General features: G+C 44.4%; 16 protein-coding genes. 12 read left to right on the forward strand and 4 right to left on the reverse strand.

The window, feature by feature from the left end; translation table 11 throughout:
- Positions 1-65 precede the first annotated feature (65 nt).
- The 9 genes from AC59JO_RS03210 (at position 66) to AC59JO_RS03250 (ending at position 10,852) form a co-directional block, all read left to right on the forward strand.
- A complete protein-coding gene (locus tag AC59JO_RS03210) occupies positions 66-2,489 on the forward strand; it encodes an ABC transporter permease (RefSeq protein ID WP_497303380.1) in 2,424 nt (807 codons plus the stop codon).
- 342 nt (positions 2,490-2,831) lie between these two features.
- A complete protein-coding gene (locus tag AC59JO_RS03215) occupies positions 2,832-3,164 on the forward strand; it encodes an L-rhamnose mutarotase (protein WP_091222812.1) in 333 nt (110 codons plus the stop codon).
- A gap of 11 nt (positions 3,165-3,175) precedes the next feature.
- A complete protein-coding gene (locus AC59JO_RS03220; protein ID WP_497303382.1) occupies positions 3,176-4,528 on the forward strand; it encodes an alpha-L-fucosidase in 1,353 nt (450 codons plus the stop codon).
- 46 nt (positions 4,529-4,574) lie between these two features.
- A complete protein-coding gene (locus AC59JO_RS03225) occupies positions 4,575-6,236 on the forward strand; it encodes a UxaA family hydrolase (RefSeq protein ID WP_413669170.1) in 1,662 nt (553 codons plus the stop codon).
- A 235-nt stretch (positions 6,237-6,471) separates the two neighbouring features.
- Complete coding sequence (locus AC59JO_RS03230) at positions 6,472-7,236, forward strand: SDR family NAD(P)-dependent oxidoreductase (RefSeq protein WP_413669171.1); 765 nt, start codon at positions 6,472-6,474, stop codon at positions 7,234-7,236.
- 12 nt (positions 7,237-7,248) lie between these two features.
- Positions 7,249-8,538: an alpha-L-fucosidase gene (locus AC59JO_RS03235; protein WP_413669172.1), complete on the forward strand. Its 1,290-nt coding sequence runs from the start codon at positions 7,249-7,251 to the stop codon at positions 8,536-8,538.
- A gap of 12 nt (positions 8,539-8,550) precedes the next feature.
- Positions 8,551-9,402 carry a fumarylacetoacetate hydrolase family protein gene (locus tag AC59JO_RS03240; RefSeq protein ID WP_497303385.1) on the forward strand — a complete coding sequence of 284 codons (852 nt, stop codon included), beginning with the start codon at positions 8,551-8,553 and terminating at the stop codon, positions 9,400-9,402.
- Positions 9,389-10,219, forward strand: a complete 831-nt coding sequence (locus AC59JO_RS03245; RefSeq protein WP_497303387.1) for an amidohydrolase family protein — start codon at positions 9,389-9,391, stop codon at positions 10,217-10,219. The genes AC59JO_RS03240 and AC59JO_RS03245 overlap by 14 nt, the downstream gene beginning before the upstream one ends.
- Before the next feature lie 426 nt (positions 10,220-10,645).
- Positions 10,646-10,852, forward strand: a complete 207-nt coding sequence (locus AC59JO_RS03250) for a hypothetical protein (RefSeq protein ID WP_090528232.1) — start codon at positions 10,646-10,648, stop codon at positions 10,850-10,852.
- Positions 10,853-10,934: 82 nt separating this feature from the next.
- Here AC59JO_RS03250 and AC59JO_RS03255 read toward each other — a convergent pair whose 3' ends face one another.
- On the reverse strand, positions 10,935-11,432 hold the full coding sequence (locus AC59JO_RS03255) for a DinB family protein (RefSeq protein WP_413669175.1): 498 nt from the start codon (positions 11,430-11,432) through the stop codon (positions 10,935-10,937).
- A 729-nt stretch (positions 11,433-12,161) separates the two neighbouring features.
- On the opposite strand from AC59JO_RS03255, the gene AC59JO_RS03260 reads away from it, so the two are divergent.
- The 3 genes from AC59JO_RS03260 to AC59JO_RS03270 all read left to right on the forward strand — a co-directional run bounded on the left by AC59JO_RS03260 (position 12,162) and on the right by AC59JO_RS03270 (position 14,592).
- The gene (locus AC59JO_RS03260; RefSeq protein ID WP_413669176.1) at positions 12,162-12,959 is read left to right on the forward strand and encodes a HipA family kinase; all 798 of its coding nucleotides are present in this window, start codon (positions 12,162-12,164) and stop codon (positions 12,957-12,959) included.
- A complete protein-coding gene (locus tag AC59JO_RS03265; protein ID WP_114936820.1) occupies positions 12,946-13,320 on the forward strand; it encodes a DUF3037 domain-containing protein in 375 nt (124 codons plus the stop codon). Before AC59JO_RS03260 ends, AC59JO_RS03265 begins: the two co-directional genes overlap by 14 nt.
- Positions 13,321-13,746: 426 nt before the next feature.
- The gene (locus tag AC59JO_RS03270; protein WP_497303391.1) at positions 13,747-14,592 is read left to right on the forward strand and encodes a ThuA domain-containing protein; all 846 of its coding nucleotides are present in this window, start codon (positions 13,747-13,749) and stop codon (positions 14,590-14,592) included.
- A 48-nt stretch (positions 14,593-14,640) separates the two neighbouring features.
- Here the strand turns inward: AC59JO_RS03270 and AC59JO_RS03275 are convergent, their stop codons facing one another.
- The 3 genes from AC59JO_RS03275 to AC59JO_RS03285 all read right to left on the reverse strand — a co-directional run bounded on the left by AC59JO_RS03275 (position 14,641) and on the right by AC59JO_RS03285 (position 18,904).
- Positions 14,641-15,129: a hypothetical protein gene (locus AC59JO_RS03275; protein WP_413669178.1), complete on the reverse strand. Its 489-nt coding sequence runs from the start codon at positions 15,127-15,129 to the stop codon at positions 14,641-14,643.
- 25 nt (positions 15,130-15,154) lie between these two features.
- On the reverse strand, positions 15,155-17,362 hold the full coding sequence (locus AC59JO_RS03280; RefSeq protein ID WP_497303393.1) for a penicillin acylase family protein: 2,208 nt from the start codon (positions 17,360-17,362) through the stop codon (positions 15,155-15,157).
- Between the two features lie 450 nt (positions 17,363-17,812).
- On the reverse strand, positions 17,813-18,904 hold the full coding sequence (locus AC59JO_RS03285) for a DUF3810 domain-containing protein (RefSeq protein WP_413669180.1): 1,092 nt from the start codon (positions 18,902-18,904) through the stop codon (positions 17,813-17,815).
- Positions 18,905-18,991: the final 87 nt, after the last annotated feature.

Raw genomic sequence — 18,991 nt, forward strand, 5'->3', positions numbered from 1 at the left:
ATTCTGAAAATTCTTTAATTCTGAAAATTCTGATCCCTATATTGTAAACCTCAACCTTTTACAATATGATACGCAACATCCTGCTTGTTACCTGGCGAAACCTTGTTAAAAATAAAACCTATGCATTTATCAATATTACGGGACTTGCCTTGGGCATGGCGGCATTCATACTGATATTCGCGTACGTAAATTTTGAAAAAAGCTTTGACCGGATGCACCCGGATGCAGCAAACATTTACCGGGTGGAGAGCCAGTTTTACCGTGGCGATAACCTCAGCGACAGCTGGCCTACCAGCACCAATGGTTACGCCACTGCAATGAAAGCCAATTTCCCCGAAATTGAATCATATGCCCGTATCGATTGGCATAATGCCGAGCGGGTTGTTAAATACAATAACATCAAATTCAGGGAAGAACATGTTTGCTTTGCCGACAGCAATTTCTTTAACTTTTTTGCATACCCAATGCTTAAGGGTGATAAACTTACTGCGCTTAATGAAGTTAACTCGATAGTAATTTCCCAATCGGCTGCTAAAAAATATTTTGGCAATGCCGACCCAATGGGCAAGTCCCTGGATATTACTACGCTGAGTGATAGTTACCACTGCATGGTTACAGGTGTGTTTAAGGATCTGCCGGCTAACTCAACCATGCAGTTCAATTTCCTGGTATCATGGGCTACCATACCTAAGTTTGAAAAGGATTTTTGGTACCTGCATGAAAGCTACACATTCGTAAAGCTAAAACCACATGCCAGCCCCGCAACGGTTGAAGCCAAATTTCCGGCACTGGCCGAGCGTTATAAAACCGGTCTTTCTTTAAAGGATCTTAAATGGACAATTAAACTTGTGCCGTTTACACAAATCCATTTAAACCCGGCCAAACCCAATGAAATCGAAGTAAAAGGCAACCGTTTCGCTGTAGATTTTCTGAGCATTATAGCTTATATCATTTTGCTTATAGCCTGCATTAATTACATCAACCTGGCTACCGCCAAATCTGTTGATAGGGCGCGGGAGGTAGGAATCCGCAAGGTGAGTGGAGCGCATGCCCCTCAACTCATTATGCAGTTCCTTACCGAGTCCGTAATTATCAACATGGCGGCTTTGGCAGTTGCATTGATATTGGTATTGGCAGGTCGTTATGGCGTCATGAACTATTTATACGGGGAAGGTTCGTACGGTTTATTGTTTGATGGCGCTTTGTATTTGAAGCTGGCGGCTGTATTTGTTGGTAGTATCCTGCTTTCGGGCATTTACCCGGCAACTGTGCTTGCCCGTATGAAACCGATAGCCGTGCTAAAGGGGCGGTTTTCGTTTTCAAAAAACGGTGTATTATTACGCCGCGGAATGGTAGCCTTCCAGTTTATGGCTTCGGTATTGCTCATTGCAGGCACTTTTGCAGTGTACAGGCAAATAGTTTACATGAACAGCCAAAACACCGGGGTTAATATCAACCAAACCATTGTGGTAAAAATGCCTGTAAATACGCCAAATTACAATCAAAAAACGGCCAGCTTTAAAACTACCTTACAGGCAATTGCCGGAGTTAACGCTGTTACGCTTTCTGGTGCTGTACCGGGTAAGGAAGTGGGCAAATTTTTGGCCGACAGGCGTTTTGGCGCACCTAAATCAGAAGAACGTACTTACGAAATGTTGCGTGCCGATCATGATTTTATTAAAACATATGGCTTACAAGTAATAGCAGGCAGGGCCTTTGATAAAAACCGCCCGACTGATTCTGTTGGTTTAGTGATGAACGAAGCTGCCGTAAAACAACTCGGTTTTGAATCGCCGCAGGATGCCATAGGCAAAAAGGTATGGATTGAAACGTTGGATAAAGAGCCCAACGAGGTTATCGGCGTAGTAAAGGATTACCATCAGCAATCGCTTCAAAAAAACTATACCCCGGTTATCCTGTTCATGGACCCCAAATTGCCATGGATCCCGGCTGATTACATTTCGATAAAAGTAAATGGAGACAATATGCGCCAGATGGTTGATAACATCAAAGTAACCTGGAATAATACCTTTCCCGAATCATCCTTCGATTTCTTTTTTCTTGACGATTTTTACAACCGCCAGTACGCCCAGGATACCCAGTTTGGCCACGTATTTACGTTGTTTGCTTCGCTGGCTATATTTATTGCCTGCATTGGTCTGTTCGGTTTAACAGCTTATTCGGCTGCCCGCCGCACCAAAGAGATTGGCGTACGCAAAGTGCTTGGCGCATCGGTACAAAATATCATCTCCCTGCTTACCTGGGATGTGGTAAAGCTCATTTTTATATCAAGTCTTGTTGCTATTCCGCTGGCGTATATGTTCATTAACCAATGGCTTAACCGCTATGCCTTTAGGGTGCAGCTAACCTGGTGGCAGTTTGTTGTGCCGGTTTTCGCGCTGGTGGCAATTGCAGTAGCGACTACGTTTTATTTAACCTTCAGGGCTGCGCTGGCTAACCCGACGAGTTCGTTGAGGAATGATGGATAATGAACCATGATTTTTAGGATTAGAGGATTGTTGGGATGATGTCTGAACCGGGATTTGGGGGGATTAGGTGGATGGAAGGGATTTTGTCTTGTGCCCTCGGTCGAGCGACGGCGGAGTGAGAAAATATTGAATTTTGCCTTCTTGCCGGGCGGCCGTGAGGACACGACCGCGGGTAGGAAGAAACAAAGCAGTATACAATATCACGGTAATCAGTTAATCCTAAAAATCAAGGTTCAGATCTATGCCAAAATAGTTGAACGTTTTGTTTAATTCCCGATAATTATTTAGCCTCAAACCTTATTTCTTTGTATTACCTATATAAACTTTTTTGAGAGCTATTCTATGAGCCAACGATACTGTTTAACCCTCGATCTGAAAGACGACGCGGCACTCATTGCCGAGTATGAAAAACATCACGAAGCCATCTGGCCCGAAATTCATGACAGCATTATTGCCAAGGGAATCACCAATATGGCGATCTACCGTTTTGATACCCGCATGTTTATGATCATGGAGGTTGATGATACTTTCAGCTTTGAAAAATCGGCAGCAATGGACGCGGCAAATCCCAAGGTGCAGGAGTGGGAAGATTTGATGTGGGGCTACCAATCGCCGGTAAAAAATGCGCCAGTAGGTGCTAAATGGGTTTTAATGGATAAAGTTTTCTCATTATAAACAGAATAGCTATGCTCAAAAAACTACAATTACTGGCAATGTTCGTATTGCTGATGGCACCATCTCTATTTGCGCAAAAAATGATAGGCACCGAAACCGATGCCCAAAAAGAGAAACGCATGGAATGGTGGAAGGATGACCGTTTTGGGATGTTCATTCACTGGGGGTTGTACTCACAGGCTGCAAGGCATGAATGGGTAAAACACAATGAAAAAATTGATAATGCCGGTTATCAGAAATATTTTGATCAGTTTAACCCCGATCTTTTCGATCCGCAAAAATGGGCTAAGCAAGCCAAAGCAGCCGGTATGAAATATGCCGTGCTAACCACCAAGCACCACGAAGGTTTTTGCCTGTTCGATTCAAAATTTACCGACTATAAAGCACCAAACACCAAAGCCAAACGCGACCTGGTACGCGAGTACGTGAACGCTTTCCGCGCTCAGGGTTTAAAAGTAGGGTTTTATTATTCGCTGTTAGACTGGCACCACCCGCAATATACTATTGATGAGATCCATCCGCAATCTCCTGCTGATAAAAGTGATGCATCATACGCTAAGCTGAACAAAGGACGTGATATGGCCAAATACCGCCAGTACATGCGTGACCAGATCACTGAGTTGTTAACTAAGTATGGCAAAATTGATATCCTTTGGCTTGATTTCTCATTCCCTCGCAAAGATGGGCATGGCAAAGGCAAAGACGAGTGGGGTTCAGTTGAGTTGCTTAAATTGATCAGGAAGTTACAGCCGGGTATTATTGTAGATAACCGCCTGAACCTGGAAGAATATAAAGACGGTGCCGATTTTGAAACCCCTGAACAGGTAAGCACTGCCGAACTGGCCAAATACCGCGGCAAAACCTGGGAAACCTGCCAAACTTTTTCAGGTTCTTGGGGATACTACCGCGACGAAAACACCTGGAAAACCCATCGTCAACTGCTCGACCTGTTAATTACTTCAGTGAGTAATGGCGGCAACCTGATCCTGAACGTTGGCCCTACTGCACGTGGTGAGTTTGATTATCGTGCTACCCGCGCTTTGGATAGCCTTGCTTACTGGATGCATGCCAACAGCAAATCGGTATACAACTGTACTTTTGCTCCCGACAGCTATAAAATACCCGAAGGAACCAAACTTACTTATAACAAAGCTGCGGGTAAACTGTATATACATTTGTTCAGCTATCCGCAAGGCAAACTGATACTGCCGGGTTATAAAGGGAAGATCAAATACGCTCAATTTTTGAACGATAGTTCAGAGCTTTTATATAAAGATGGAAGCGGTGACGACCTGGAATTAACACTGCCTGCGCAAAAACCGCCATATGAAATACCGGTAATTGAACTTACGCTTCAGCAATAAGCAAAAAAATATTGTCCTTGTAAAAAAGGACCGATCATATACAATAATGTCAACACAAAAAGAAACATACTTAAGGATCCATCCGCATGATAACGTACTGGTAGCCCTTCAGGACCTGCCGCAGGGTACCGTTATCACGTTTGATGGACAAACTTTTACACTGGTAGATAAAGTAGCGGCTAAGCACAAATTTGCTATCAATGAACTACCGGTAGATAAAGAGATTTACATGTACGGTGTACTGGTAGGTAAAGCATCTGCAACTATACCGCAGGGGGGGTTATTAACTACCGAAAACGTACACCACGCTGCCGAAGGTTTCCACCTTGGCGAGCGTAAACTAAACTGGCATCAGCCCGATACTGCCAACTTTGAAGGCAAAACCTTTATGGGCTATCACCGTGCTGATGGTTCGGTTGGAACAGGCAACTACTGGATAGTGGTACCGCTTGTTTTCTGCGAAAACCGGAACATTAACGTATTGAAAGAAGCGTTGGTTGATAAACTGGGCTATAAAAAAGCCAAGAGCTATGAGGGCGATGTTGAGCAGCTGATGGAGCTTTACCAGGCCGGTAAATCGGTGGAGGAAATTCTGAATGCGGATATTCAGGCCACTGAAGATAAGCCAAACGCCAAGCGCTTATTTAAAAATATCGATGGGATCAAATTTCTGAGCCATAGCCTGGGCTGCGGCGGTACACGTGAAGACTCTGACGCGCTTTGCGGATTAATAGCCGGTTACGTTACCCATCCCAACGTGGCTGGTGCAACTATATTAAGTTTAGGCTGTCAGCATGCACAGGTAAGCATTTTACAAAATGAAATTGCCAAACGTGATACTAATTTCAGCAAGCCACTGGTTGTATTGGAGCAACAAAAAGTAGGTACCGAAAGCGAACTGTTGAAACAGGCTTTGAAGCAAACTTTTGCCGGTTTGGTGAAGGCCAATGAAACTACCCGTCAGCCAGCACCTTTATCAAAACTGTGTGTTGGTTTGGAGTGTGGAGGTTCGGATGGTTTTTCGGGCATTTCGGCAAACCCGGCATTGGGGTATTTATCCGATCTGCTGGTTACCATGGGCGGCTCCGTGATCCTTTCAGAATTTCCGGAGCTTTGCGGTGTGGAGCAGGAACTGAGCGACCGCTGTATTGACGTAGAAACAGCTAACCGCTTCATGCACCTCATGACCACCTACAATGCCCGTGCAGAGGCCGATGGTTCTGGCTTTTATGCCAACCCATCGCCGGGAAATATCCGTGATGGCTTGATCACCGATGCCATTAAATCGGCAGGAGCAGCAAAAAAAGGCGGCACATCACCGGTAACTGCAGTTTTGGATTATCCTGAAAAAGTAACCAAACCTGGTTTAAACCTACTATGTACTCCTGGCAGCGATGTAGAAAGCACTACTGCCGAAGTAGGTGCAGGTGCCAATATCGTATTGTTCACCACAGGTTTGGGTACGCCAACAGGTAACCCTGTTACCCCGGTTATTAAGCTATCAACTAATACGGCCATGTATCAGCGTATGCCCGATATTATCGATATTAATTGCGGTACCATCATTGAAGGTACTGAAACTATCCAACAGGCCGGCGAGCGGATCCTGGACTATGTAATAAAAGTAGCCAGCGGCGAGGCAGAACCTAAATCGGTAAAACTTGGCCAGGATGATTTTATTCCGTGGAAGAGAGGGGTGTCGTTATAACCCCACCCAAACCCTCCCCTAAAGGGAGAGGGCTTTTGATTAGCGTGAAGTATAAAGTTGTTGGTAACAACACCAACAACGGCAAGAAATTGAAGATCTTAAATATGTCATTGCGAGGAGCAAGAAAGGCTGAGCGAGGGAGCGACGCGGCAATCGCATGCTATACAGAGCGGCTATGCTTTCGTACGATTGCTTCGTGCCTCGCAATGACGAACACAAAAACTAAAAGATACTTATGTTCAAACTAACCAATAAATCAGTAATTGTAACCGGCGGCGGCAGCGGTATAGGCAAGGCTATGGCTGTATTATTTGCACAGCAAGGCGCCGAAGTTCATATCATCGAATTAAACGACCAGGCAGCAGCCGATACCGTAACCGAAATAACTGCAGCCGGCGGAAAAGCAACCGGGTATGCGTGTGATGTGAGCAATCAACAGCAGGTGGTTGATACTTTTACCAAAATAGGTAAGATAGATATCCTGATCAATAACGCAGGCATTGCGCACATCGGCAGGGCAGATAATACCAGTACCGAGGATTTTGAGCGCGTATTTAACGTCAATGTTAAAGGCGCTTACAACTGCCTTTATGCGGCTCTCCCGGTATTGAAAAATAATGGTGGTGGTGTGATCCTGAACACTGCTTCTATTGCTGCAAGCGTAGGTATTACCGACAGGTTTGCCTATTCTATGAGCAAGGGCGCTATCCACGCCATGACCTTATCTGTAGCGCGCGATTTCTTACATGATAACATCCGTTGTAACTGTATCTCGCCGGCAAGGGTTCATACACCTTTTGTGGATGGGTTTATTGCTAAAAACTATGCGGGCCGTGAGGATGAGATCTTTGAAAAACTATCAAAAAGTCAGCCGATAGGCAGGATGGGTAAACCGGAAGAGGTTGCGGCCCTGGCGCTTTACCTGTGTTCGGACGAAGCTGGTTTTATTACCGGTACCGATTACCCTATTGATGGCGGCTTTATCACCCTGAACAATTAAAACCTGATTTATATGATCAAAAAGCTATTATTAATGGGTATGCTGCTTGGCGCTGTACGCGCGGGCGCTCAAACCTACACGCCAACGGCCGATAACCTTGCCGCAAGGCAAAACTTCCAGGACATGAAGTTTGGGCTGTTTATTCACTGGGGCATTTACAGTGAGCTTGGTGCCGGCGAGTGGGTGATGAACGAAAAGCATATCCCCTATGATAGCTATAAACGCTTGGCCGACTTCTTTAACCCGCAGGCTTTCAATGCCCATGAATGGGTAATGTTCGCCAAAAAAGCGGGCATGAAGTACATTACCATTACTTCGCGCCATCATGATGGGTTCAGTATGTTCGGTACCAAGGCATCGTCATATAATATTGTTGATGCTACGCCTTACCATAAAGACCCGTTGATGGAACTGGCACAGGAATGTGTTAAAGAAGGCATCGAACTACATTTTTATTATTCATTGCTTGATTGGGGACGTAAAGATTATGCTTTTGGCAGCCCGATAGTAGACGGTAAACCTGTAAACGGCGACTGGGACAGCTACATCAATTTCATGAAAGCCCAACTTACCGAATTGATCACCAAATATCCCGGTGTAAAAGGCATCTGGTTTGATGGCCATTGGGAGCGCGATGTTAACTGGCATTATGACGAGATCTATGGTTTGATCCATAAATTGAACCCTGCCATACTGGTAGGCAACAACCACCACCTCGAGCCGAAAGAGGGCGAAGATTTCCAGATGTTTGAGAAAGACCTGCCTGGCGCCAACACCACTGGTTTCAGCGGTAAATCAAAGATCGGCACATTACCTTTAGAGACTTGCGAAACCATTAACAACAGCTGGGGCTTTAACATTACCGACAGGAGTTTTAAATCATCCAAACGCATTATCCATTACCTGGTGAACGCAGCTGGCTTAAATGCTAACTTTTTATTAAATATCGGCCCTATGCCAAACGGTAAAATTCAGCCTGAATTTACCGATACGCTGGCTATTGTTGGTGCATGGGTACAAAAAAACGGCGAGGCTATTTATGGTACCCGTGGCAGCGGTATCCCGGCACAACCGTGGGGCGTTATCACCCAAAAAGATAAAAACCTTTATGTGCATGTAATGACACTGCCGCAACAGCCGTATGTCTTCATTCCGCAATTAAAAGGTAAAGTAACTAAAGCCGCTTTACTGGCCGATGGCAGCACAGTAAAATTTAAACAACAAACTGAGGGAGTGTTTGTATATCTTAACGGCATTGCAACAGACCCTAATGATACTATTATTAAACTGACAACTAATTAATACAACGATAATATGAAACTTATACGATTTGGCGAGCCAGGTAAAGAGAAGCCGGGAGTTATACTGAACGATAAAAGATACGATGTATCAGCCTTTGGCGAAGATTACACCGAACAGTTTTTCGAAACCGACGGACTTAGCCGTCTTGCTGATTTTATAAAAGATAACCTGCTGCCAGAAGTTGCCGAAGGTGTACGCTTAGGAAGCCCTATCGCACGCCCTTCAAAACTGGTTTGCATCGGTTTAAACTATGCCGACCATGCTAAAGAAACCAATGCCCCCCTCCCGCCCGAGCCGGTGATTTTCATGAAATCAACTACCGCTATTGTTGGTCCGTTTGATGATATCATGATCCCTAAAAACTCGGTTAAAACCGACTGGGAAGTGGAATTGGCTGTGGTTATCGGCAAAAAAGCATCTTATGTGGAAGAAGCTGAAGCAATGGATTACGTTGCCGGTTACGTATTGCACAATGACGTAAGCGAACGTGAGTTTCAACTGGAGCGTAATGGTACCTGGGATAAGGGTAAAGGCTGTGATACTTTTGCACCGCTTGGCCCCTTTTTAGCTACACCTGATGAAATTGCCGATCCCCATAACCTGCGCCTTTGGTTAAAAGTTAACGGCGAAACTATGCAGGATGGTACCACCTCAAATTTTATATTTAACCTGCCTCACCTGATCTCCTACACCAGCCAGTTCATGACTTTGCTGCCGGGTGATGTTATCTCAACAGGTACCCCCGCAGGCGTTGGCTTGGGCATGAAGCCGCCAATTTATTTAAAAGCAGGAGACGTGGTTGAATTAGGTATTGAAGGTTTGGGCGAATCGAAACAAAACCTGGTAGCATATGCTAAAAATTGATGCACACCAGCATTTCTGGCAGTATAACCCGGTAAGGGACAGCTGGATCACTGAAGATATGCAGGTGATAGGCCGGGATTTTTATCCCGAAGACCTGTTACCTGTATTACAAAAACACCACGTTGATGGTTGCGTTGCAGTTCAGGCCGATCAGTCGGAAAAAGAAACTGAGTTTTTGTTAGATCTGGCTTCTGTTAACCCATTCATTAAAGGCGTGGTAGGCTGGATTGACCTGAAAGCTGGTGACCTGGAAGACAGGTTGCATCATTTTGAAAAGTATGAAAAGCTTAAAGGTTTCAGGCATATCTTACAGTCGGAGCCGGATGAGCAGTATATGCTTGATCCGCAATTTAAAAAAGGGATAGCTGCATTGGGTGCACATGGATATACCTATGATATCCTGATCTTCCCTAACCACCTGCCGTATGCCGCGCAACTGGTGGCCGAATTTCCGGATCAAAAGTTTGTGCTTGATCATATGGCTAAGCCATACATCAAAGCAGGGAAAATTGACGGCTGGAAGCAGGATATCGAAAAGCTGGCGAGCTATCCGAATGTATATTGCAAAGTATCGGCGCTGCTTACTGAAGCCAACTGGGATAACACTCCGGCTGCTGATTTCATTCCATATATCGATATTGTGTTCAACACTTTCGGTATCAACCGGGTAATGTTCGGTTCTGATTGGCCCGTATGTTTGCTGGCCGGTGGCTATGAAAAAACTATGGAGGTGATGAACCTTTACGCCGAAAGACTGTCTGCAACGGAGCAGGAATTATTTTTTGGCGGGAATACGACGGCGTTTTATGGTTTATAAATTGATGATGCGATCCGTGGGGACACGGATCGGGGGATAAAAATGAACTACCCGCGGCCATGTCCTCACGGCCGCTTTTTTTTAAATTACTACTTAGCGTTTATACAATCCCATCAAATCCCGCACTTTTACGACATCTCGCAACTGTACTAAAATCACTAAACGGTACTGTATATTATTTATTTCAAAACGATAGGCTCTATTATCAATATGATAGCATAGCGTTTGGTTCATTTCATTATAAATCAATTAAATATCAACATAAATGTAATAATAAGGCAACATCCAACGTCTGATACAAGTGTGGCACACATTTAGCTATATGTACACATGGCTGGTATAAAATATAGTTAAAAAGGTGAACCATTTCACTTCGGATAACGTTATATAGGTACCAATCAGACTTAAATTTTTATGTTAGACGTTATGTACACAACCCTGTTACAAGTTGTAGTCCTGCTTGCGGTTTTCATTTTGCCGATGTTCATTTTTGGCAAAAGGATCAGGAACAAAAAAGTAAAGACCGTTAATTACAAAATAGATACCGATACCTCTGAGGCCCGATATGCTATTAACGAAAATGGCTTCCTTGAAGAAATTAATACAGGCAAGCTGTCAAAGCACCGCAGTTGAGTGCAAAAGAAATTACAAAAGCAAAGCGTGCCTTTGCCCGCTTTGCTTTTGTATTGTAAACTGATCTTATTACTCCCCAATTTTAGAAGCCCTGCTCATCCGCGCTTGGACCGTAACTTCCGGGAATAGGAATATCCAGCAAACGTAAATAAACTCCTAACTGTGCCCTGTGGTGCACAATCTGGCAATAAGTCATCCTGATTACTTCTGCTTTCGTACGTTGATTAAGGATCTGTTCACCGTTGCGTAATGTCCATATTTTATCAAACGTACTAACGTCGGCTTTTTGCAGGTTCGAATATCCATCGGCTAATGAATCTTCAAACAGTTTCATTAAATCGGCTGTGCCGCTTACTTTTTTGGGTTCATAGGGTACGGTGGCAAAGTCAAGTCCATCGGTATGTAGGGTCAGGCTTACCCAGGTAGGTAATTCAGCAATGTGGGTTGATAGCTGTTCAATGGTCATGCTTTTAGGATGCGGTTTCCATTGGTATTTATCGTCGGGGATGCGGCTCAGCATTTTTTCGGTGGTTTGAGCCTCCTGCTCCATCTCTTCCAATAATGATTTCAAAGTGTCCATAAGTGTTGTTGTTTGTTTTATGATGTAAAGTAACGGCGGGGTAATGACAGCCCTATGTCAACAGGGACCGTTGATTGGAAAAAAATGATTTCGCTGATTTTTTTGGGGATTACACCGATTGATTTTGATTACACCGATTTCACCGATTTTTTTCTGAACCGTGATTTTTGGGATTTTAGGATTAATCGGATTCCCTTTTTTAGACGAATGATGTTATAAAACAGGGGCTTTGCCGTCAGCAGAAAAGTTTCGGGTGAAAATGGGTAAAACGATGGTGGGTGGTGCGGCTGAGGGAGCATAGCAAATATTTGCAGAAGGGAGGGGCATGAGTGAACGAAGTAGGGCAACTGTTTGCAGCCCGCGGTTTTATCCGATTTGCAGGGCAAAGGCCAGCGGTAGGCAGCGGGGCGGACATGTGCGGCAAAGAAACCTCTCTGCTGACTTGATTTATTCGCTGATTATTTTCTTTTATCGGAGCTCATGAGTTTCGCTGCGCTTCAGTTTTTGGTTACTTTTGTATCAAGACAAAAGTAACAGCCACCGCGGCAATTGAGCGGCGAATGATTGTTGGTTAAAATCTAAGCTCAATTAATTGGGCGTTCCCGTTAGCTAACGGGCGGGCTTTCCGCTCATACGCCTGCGGGGCTTGTCCCGATATTTATCGGGTCATTACGATCGTGGCCGGTATCCGCTGCAATCCCTAACGCTGGCTTTTGTTTAATTAAAACTATGAATTATACACCACCACAGCTCCGCACCGTTAACGTGATCCGTTACGTAACGCCGTTGCGCGAGGGCGGGTCATTACCGGCCATTGCCGAAGCTGATGACGAATTTTTATATGTACTGAAATTCCGCGGAGCCGGACAAGGCGTAAAAGCCCTTATTGCCGAGCTTATCGGCGGCGAGATTGCCCGTTTGCTTGGGTTTAAAGTGCCCGAATTAGTTTTCGCTAATCTTGATGAAGCTTTTGGCCGCTCAGAAGCTGATGAAGAGATCCAGGACCTGCTTAAATTCAGTGTTGGGCTTAACCTGGCGTTGCACTATTTATCGGGCGCCATTACTTTCGATCCGGCGGTTACTATTGTTGATTCCAAACTGGCTTCGCAAATAGTATGGTTCGATTGCTTGCTTACCAATGTCGACCGTACCGCCCGCAATACCAATATGCTGATATGGCATAAAGAACTATGGATGATTGATAACGGCGCTGCACTGTATTTCCATCACTCATGGAACAACTGGCAGGAAATGGCTGCCCGTCCGTTTTTACAAGTGAAAGATCATGTGCTGTTGCCACGGGCTAACCAACTGGATATTGTTGACGCCGAATTTAAGGCGATACTAACACCCGAAAAGATCCGTGATATTGTAGCGTTGATTCCCGATGAGTGGATCACCTACAGAGATTTTGAAGAAACGCCTGATGAGGTGCGAAATATATATGCCGAGTTTTTGATAACCCGATTAGCCGCCTCAGATGTATTTGTTACAGCCGCAAAACAAGCCCTATATGCAGGTATTTGAGTACGCCGTTATCCGCGTTGTACCAAGGGTGGAGCGCGAAGAGTTTATCAACATCGGGGTTATCCTGTTTTGCCCTAAACAAAAGTTTCTAAAAGTACTGTTCAAACCTGACGATGAACGGCTGGCCGCTTTCTGCGGTGATCTGGACCTGGACTGCCTGAAGGAAAATATCAATTCGCTTGAGCGCATTTGTAATGGCGAAAAGGATGCAGGGCCAATCGCGCAGCTTGATCAGCCATCACGTTTTCGCTGGCTTACGGCTACGCGCAGTACAGTGGTACAGGCATCTAAGGTACACCCGGGTATGACTGCCGATGCAGAGGCTACGCTGAACAGATTGTTTGAGCAGATGGTGTTGTGATATGCATATTGCCCGTGAGGACACGGGCAAGGGGGAAAGGCAAAAAACTCGCGCTTGTTTTGTAATGAGTGCGTGGCTGGCTTTGCGTTTGTAACGCAACGGGCGATGCAATCGCCAAACCATATCTTGCGCTCGTTGCAAACGAGCGCAAGATAACAAGGTGGTAAAAATATGTCGTTGCGAGCGATAGCGTGGCAATCTCGTAGCCAATTCATGTTCGCCCTGTATAGCTACGAGATTGCCACGTCGCTCCAGCGCTTTTGCCATTTCCGCTCCTCGCAATGACATAATTTATTTGGCTTGTGGTTGGTGTTTTTACCGCCGGCATCTAACAACCCCTACATCACCTCTCATTACATCGTTTTGTTAACATCATAAAATCAAATCCTTTAGTTTTATAATCACAATTATAAACACACGATTATTATGATCAACCGGACTATGATTAACAGGATGATGCTGTTTGCAGCTCTCATTGTTATGGCTGTTTTTACTGCGGTAAATGTTAATGCCCAAAGCAAAAAGAATTTTAAAGTAATAGCTTTTTATACCGGCCGGAATGACTTGGCGCATATCAGCTTTATGCACGAAGCCAACCGATGGTTTCCGGCTATGGCTAAAAAGTACAACTTTACTTATGATAGCACCAATAACTGGGCAAACATGAACCCCGAGTTTTTAGCCAAATATCAGGTGGTTATATTTTTAGATACCCGAGCCGATAATCCTGAGCAACGTGCGGCTTTTGAGCAATATATGAAAAAGGGCGGCGCATGGATGGGTTTCCATTTCTCTGCCTTTGCACTTACACCATCCGATTTTCCGCAAAACTGGGACTGGTACCATAATGAGTTTTTAGGCTCGGGGCAGTATGTAAGCAATACCTGGCATCCAACGCCTGCTATTTTACATGTGGAAGATCCCAATCACCCTGTAACTAAAGGCTTGCCGGTAACCTTTAAAACGAACCCTAATGAATGGTACCGCTGGGAGCATGACCTTCGAAAAAATCCCAATATTGATATCCTGCTGGCGGTTGATTCAACAAGTTTTCCGTTGGGCACCGGCCCAAAACAATACGAGATCTGGCATAGCGGCTACTACCCCGTAGCCTGGACAAACAAAAACTACCGTATGGTATACTTTAACATCGGCCATAATGCTATGGACTATGATGGCGGTACTAATAAGGAGCTTTCCCAAACCTTTGAAAATGCCGATGTGGATAAGCTAATCATCAATTCGTTGCTGTGGCTGGGGAGAGGAAAGTAGTGTCCCGCCCCTAATACCGGGATTAAATTATAGGCATATCTTTGTTCCTCAATCAAACCCTAAATACTCCTTCTGGTGCACCTCAACTGAGCCGGAGATATTATCATGATTGAGGAATATAACGATATGAAAAAAGTCGTTATCGAAAAGATAGATATCATTTTTGGCATCAGAACCATGAAGCTTCATAATGAGCCCCATGTGCTTTGCCTGGCCTATTAAATTAATGATATGCTGCGATGTCGACGTGGCGTAAGTTACGGTACGCAATATTGTCCCGCTGCTCAGCTTACTGCCAACGCCTATTACAATGGTTTCTTCCTTATTGTCGGGCCCTACCTTGTTTAGGTGCTCAATGCTGTTGCCGTCAATATCCTGGAGATACTGGCGCTTGAATTTTTTACCAAGGGTAAGATAGTTATGAGCTTCGGCGTTTGAAAGATTGGAGATATTTGCCAAATCATTAATAGTTATGCTTTGGGCAAACACGGCTGCACTGCAAAACAACAATAAGGCAATTAATAGGGCTCTCTTCATTTTTTAACTTACCAAATATACTTTTTTACTGTTTAAAATAATCGCCGGGATGATAAGTGTGCTGTGCATGCTTTAAAACATCTTTTTTATAAAACAGCACATCTTTAAATTTACCATCAATAATACCCTGTTCCTGGTCTGTAAAATTTTTTGATGCAGGGTCAAAAGAACTGCCACCATTCACAATGCTTTTAGCTTTTATCCGTGTACCAAATTCCACAACAGCGATAAAACTATTACCCGAATATCCATAGCGCTTAGTAGTGTTCATCGTGCGACTTTGGAACGATGGCAACTGCCCAAAGCCAGAACCTGTTAATCCAACAGGGATACTCGGTTTACTGTCATCAAAGGTAATGCCATCATCGGGGCATTGGTACCGGTTCATATCCCCCCACTCTACTTTCCAGGTGCCAAAACGGCTCTGCAAATTTTTAAGCACATCGTTTAACCATGCTAATTGCTGCGCCGCACTTATGGTTTTAACCAATGTTTGAAAGCGACGGGTAATAAACGTGCTCTCCTGGTCGGTTTGGGGTGGCGGCAGGGCTTTCATCATCAATGTACCCCATTCAATAGCAAGCGAACTCGCTACTGAATGAATTGCTGTATTCCTGTCCCATTGCTGCAGCATCTTTATTGGTTCGTCCAGTGTTTGTTTAACCGAATCGGGCGCAGCGTCATAGGCTTTAAAAAGAGAAGGCAGCAGGTCGTCGAAAGCAGCGAGATAATGATCATAACCTTTGGCTACGAGGCCGTCAAGCGTAAGGTTCCTTGCATCTTTCAGGATCCTGATTGCTGTTATTGCCCGGTAATTTTCGCCATCGGGCGCCATGTAAACGGGATACTTGTTCCTATCCGGACTTGATACGCCCGAAGCGGTGTAGGGGGTTGAATTACAGTTCTGGATCCAACCCGTAGCTGGATTAATATTAGTGATGATCTCGCTGAGTTTATGTACACCCTGCCATTCGGTAGCTGATGTGCTGCCATCGACAGGCAGGCTCCAGTCATACTTCGGATCACGTTTAGGAATGTAGTTTCCGTACCAAAAAATGGTATTCCCCTTATCATCGGCATAAACCGTGCTGTTGGTAGCATTTGATACCAGGCTCATGGCCTTTTTATATTCGGCCAGGTTATTGGCCTTGGTTATCAGCCATGACTCAACTAGTGCATTGTACGAGCGATTATTGGCCTTAAGCGCAAGCCACTTACCGTTCCTTGCACCAAGTACCGGACCATGATGCGTATAATAACCTATTATGGTACGCAGTTCTGTTTCATCGCCCTTCTTTATTTTGAAGGATAGTTTGCGGGATGTAACCGGCCGTAGTTTACCATCGTATTCGTAATACCATTTACCATCCTTTTTACTTACCTTTTCGGCGTACAAATCGGCTACATCTGCATAGGCACTGGTATGCATCCAGCCACAATGCTGATTAAAGCCCTGGTAAATAAAAAACTGGCCCCAGGTAACGGCACCATATGCGTTAAGCCCTTCATCGCTTACCAGCTCAACCTCACTGCGAAAATAGAACGGCACATGCGGATTAATGTATAATAAAGCATGGCCCGAGGCCGACCTTGACGGCGATATAGCAAACCCATTTGAACCGGTTTCGCGCTCATTTACCATATCATAGATATTTTTTGCAGGTTGGCCGGTTACCGCGCCAAGCTTTTCGGGGCCGGCACTGTAAAAGTCTTTTGTTTCGCTTAATTTGAGGCTTCCGGTTTCAGTGGCGGCAACACTACCATCGGTAAACATCAACGCATACCAGGGTTCAAAATGTTTAAATACCTGTGGCTTTACTTCGGGATGTTTGTACAGGTAGTAGTTAACACCATCGGCAAAGGCATCCAACAGTTTCCTGAACCAGGGTGCACTTGTGTGATAATCTTTAATAGCATCGGTACTGTCGGCAATCAGCTGCAGCTGCACATCGGTATATAAATTGGTTTCGCCATCAACCTCGGCCTGTTTACCTAACTGGTAAAGATAATTGCGTTCGATCCCCTTAAAGTTATCCTCGCATTGGGCATACATCAGCCCAAAAACAACCGAAGCATCTGTTTTTCCATAAATGTGAGGAACTCCCCAATTGTCACGAATAATAGTTACCGCTTTTGCCAATGTTTGCGCCCGTTTTATTTCCTTTTGATTAATTTTTTGAGCAAAAACCAAAGCAGGAAGAAACATTAAAGCGATGCCTAAATTAACTTTCATGGTAACAGTAATTTTACTAAACAAATTATCCATATAAATGTGAAGAAAACGATGCTTTTTAAAGATTTTGAGGTAAATTTGGAGATTAATTCATAATAATTACATCGTACTGCCGTTTTTATTCAACTATTCACAATCGGTTTTTTGGAGGTAATTATTTCTATACTGCCAAAGCGGCATAGCGAATTGTTAATGACTTTTCTGTACCGGATTTCATTCCGGTATCCGAATATAAAGAGCTTGGGTATGCATTTAATATGATATCTGAGATTTAGTTGATTCAATATCATTTGAGACGTGATATTGTGTGCGTTCCGGGGTGAGATACGGAACGCATTTTTTGTTTATGAAGGAGATCATAGTTCATAGTTAATGGTTCATGGCAATTAGTGGTAATCACTAACGAGATTCAAATTCGGCCATGATCTATGAACCATCAACTATGAACTACTAATGAACCCACTGGTTTCGGTACCACGCCATAGCCAGTAACACCATGCGGTTATAAGTTTCCAGGCCCTGGGGTTGATTATTGGCTTTCAGGAAATTATCGTAAAAGATGCTGCTTACGGCGCCCAGCTTGTTTTCGTAAGCCAGCCAGTAATTTCGCTCGGTGATATAATCGCTGCGCACTTCTTTGCTGATCATTGCTTTAAGCTCTTTATGGGCAAGAGTATCTCGTGCCCCCAGCGAATACATGAATTCCTGCACGGCAAGGTGGTAGGCCGAATAACGCAATAACCTGTCGTGCGATTTTACGGCGATGACAAAACCGGCAAAGTCAGCTTCATCCTCTGCCCCATACCCCATTTGGTGCGACATTTCATGACAAACCACAAAAGGCCGGTTAAAAACGGGCATCTGGTAATTTACCTGGGCTTCAGAAGTAAAAGGATTATAATAACCCGATGTGCCGATGTAATTTAATAAGGGTGTAAGTATAGATGGTTTAATATCGGGGTTATATGCCCTGAAATTGGCAGAATCTTTACTGAGCGTGTAAATAGCGTGGCGGGCTGTATTATAAATATGGGTGTTACTCTGCGCCCAATCTCCCGGCGTAAGGCGTGCACGGGTAGCATTGGCGCTGTCAATCAGCATGCAGGTTACGGCTTTAAGATCAGCGGTGGTAAAAGCTGTATCCCTGAGTCCAAACCGCTCGGAGGCCGGCAGCCTGAAATAGTTCATCCCCCATAAAAGATAAAAAGCCAATATGCCTGCCTGTACCCCGATAATCAGTCCTAAAAAAAACCGGCCGGCCTTTTGAAATTGCTTTTTAAACAGCAGGGTTACTAACCTGATTACTGCGTAAATCAAATAAACAACTACGGCTACATACAAAACATCGCCAACACTAAATGGAAATACGTTTAAAACTGAATGAAAAACCCGGCAAACAATAATGTAAAAGCCATTGGCATAGTAACGTTCAACAGCGGCGGGATGATTAGCAAATAGCATCAGCAAAAAAATGGCCAATGCCATCAATATTATAGCTATGATCCTTTTTAATACAGGTTTTTTATTGGTTTGATAGCCCATTGTGCAGGGTAAATATAGCGCTTTGGGGGCATGTAAAAAAGATAACTGCGGTATGCGATAAAAACCGGGGTAACAGAAAAGGCCCCG

The organism is Mucilaginibacter sp. A5337 (genome assembly GCF_059690695.1).